We start from the raw sequence: 1,856 nt of genomic DNA, 5'->3' as shown, positions 1-1,856 counted from the left end.
AGAATTTATAAACACTGGTTTATTCACAAATGCCTCCATACTGCCTATTGGCAAAAGTTATTTTCTAAGATATGGGATATCTTGATACCAAAATGGTAATTTAAAGTCAATACCAAAATGGTTATTTTTTATTTTTTATTTTTTATGAGTAGAACAAATGGATGAAAAATGGTCAATTAATACGCAAATATTGGAACTATGGAATAAATTGACAGAAGATGAAAAAAGAGAGTTTATTCTTTTTTATCTTGATAAAATGAAGAAAGGAGATCCAGAAGTTTAACCTTATTATCGTAGCTTAGATGCTCTAACATATCTTCAATTTGTTCATCTAAGCTATTAGGCTTATTTCCTGAAAACAACAATTGTTTGGGAGTAATTTTTAAGTGTGGTGCCAAACGTATAGCCCACTCTTTTGTTAATTTTCGTTGCCCATTTTCTAAACGAAAAATTTGTGGCTGACTAGTTCCCACCAATTCGGCTAATTCTTTTGGAGTTAAACCGACTTTTTGTCTGAAAAATTTCAAATTATTCATGATTCTTATCCTAATTAAAAAAAAAATCCTTTCAAATGCCAATATGGTAAAATTTCCTTGTTTTAATAATACCGATATGGTATAAAAAGGAATGTCTAAACTAAAACTGTATTTATCAAAGAATAATATTACTTATGCCGAGTTTGCGATTTTGGTAGGTGTTACGCAAGCATCTGTAGCACGCTATGTAAATAAGAAGCGATTTCCGCATCCTAAGATAATAAAAAAGATAGCAGAAGTTACCGATAATTACATAAGCCCTAGCGATTGGTATCAAGAGAATTTTCCTTCAATTGCAAAAAGTTCCGGCGTTGATAGCGCGCGTGAGACTTTGCAGCCTTAAGGAGGTGATGATGGCTGTAGAAAAGAAATACGAACTTACTGATGAAACAATTGAGTTTGATGGCAGAACACTTCACCGCATTCGTGCACTGAGAGACTTTGGTGATGTTAAAGCAGGTGATTTAGGAGGCTATATAGAGAAAGAAGACAACCTAAGTCATGAAGGTGATTGTTGGGTTGGGAATAGGGCATGGGTTTATGGTGATGCACGTGTTTTTGGCAATGCCAAGGTTCTTGGTTTTTCTCATGTTTATGACAATGCCCGTGTTTATGAGAATGCCAATGTTCTTTTAGCAGCTGCGATTTATGGCAACGCCAAGGTTTGTGGTAATGCGCATGTATTTGGCAATGCCAAGGTTTGTGATGAAGCTGCGGTTTTTGGTAATGCTTACGTTTACGATAATATCCATGTTTATGGCAACGCCAAGGTTTATGGCAACGCCAAGGTTTGTGGTTATGCCAAGGTTTGTGATGCTGCTAAGGTGTTCGGTCATGCCGTGGTTCATGGTAAGTCCAAGATTTATGGAAATGCATATGTTTGCGGCACTGAAGAATATGGTGGCGACAGAGTTTATATGTGTTCACATAATGCAAATGAAGCGCATAAGAATGATGATGGTAAGCCTCGTATAGAGCTTATACCGCCGTTGGCACTGATTGAAATCGGCAAAGTTTTAGAGTTTGGGGCAAAGAAGTACGGAGCAAACAATTGGCGTAATGGCATGCACTGGAGCAGGTTTCACGGTGCTGCTTTACGTCATTTATTAGCATGGTTTGGTGGAGAGCATAAGGATGCTGAGAGTGATTTATCACACTTGGCACATGCGGCTTGTTGCATTCTTTTTTTAATGGAATGCGAAGCACAACAGATTGGTCATGATGACCGCCCTCATAAAAATTAAAGGAGATAAAGATGAGTTCGAATGAAATTTTATGGATAGCAGTGGTTTCAGTTTTGCTCTTAAGCGGAGTGATGTT

General features: G+C 37.2%; 3 protein-coding genes. 2 read left to right on the top strand and 1 reads right to left on the bottom strand.

Annotated elements, in window-relative coordinates; genetic code table 11:
• Window positions 1-233: 233 nt before the first annotated feature.
• Window positions 234-536 (bottom strand): helix-turn-helix domain-containing protein, encoded by a 303-nt coding sequence (locus tag ACFILA_RS09405; RefSeq protein ID WP_183229374.1) that lies wholly within the window; start codon window positions 534-536, stop codon window positions 234-236.
• Between the two features lie 91 nt (window positions 537-627).
• Between ACFILA_RS09405 and ACFILA_RS09400 the strand changes: the two genes are divergently transcribed.
• Both ACFILA_RS09400 and ACFILA_RS09395 read left to right on the top strand, forming a co-directional pair.
• Window positions 628-879, top strand: coding sequence for a helix-turn-helix transcriptional regulator (locus ACFILA_RS09400; RefSeq protein ID WP_273791720.1), 252 nt, complete (start codon window positions 628-630; stop codon window positions 877-879).
• A 574-nt stretch (window positions 880-1,453) separates the two neighbouring features.
• Window positions 1,454-1,780 (top strand): dATP/dGTP diphosphohydrolase domain-containing protein, encoded by a 327-nt coding sequence (locus tag ACFILA_RS09395; protein WP_375661111.1) that lies wholly within the window; start codon window positions 1,454-1,456, stop codon window positions 1,778-1,780.
• The last annotated feature ends 76 nt before the right edge of the window (window positions 1,781-1,856 follow it).

It is taken from the genome of Bartonella sp. CL71SXKL, from assembly GCF_042194935.1.
In the GTDB taxonomy this organism is placed as follows: domain Bacteria; phylum Pseudomonadota; class Alphaproteobacteria; order Rhizobiales; family Rhizobiaceae; genus Bartonella.
Note: the sequence above shows the minus strand (reverse complement) of the source record. Positions and strands in the feature narration are given on the sequence as shown.

What these genes read in the sequence shown, in the direction of transcription:
- ACFILA_RS09405 (WP_183229374.1), bottom strand. Translation starts at nt 536, where the DNA reads ATGAATAATTTGAAATTTTTCAGACAAAAAGTCGGTTTAACTCCAAAA.
- ACFILA_RS09400 (WP_273791720.1), top strand. Translation starts at nt 628, where the DNA reads ATGTCTAAACTAAAACTGTATTTATCAAAGAATAATATTACTTATGCC.
- ACFILA_RS09395 (WP_375661111.1), top strand. Translation starts at nt 1,454, where the DNA reads ATGTGTTCACATAATGCAAATGAAGCGCATAAGAATGATGATGGTAAG.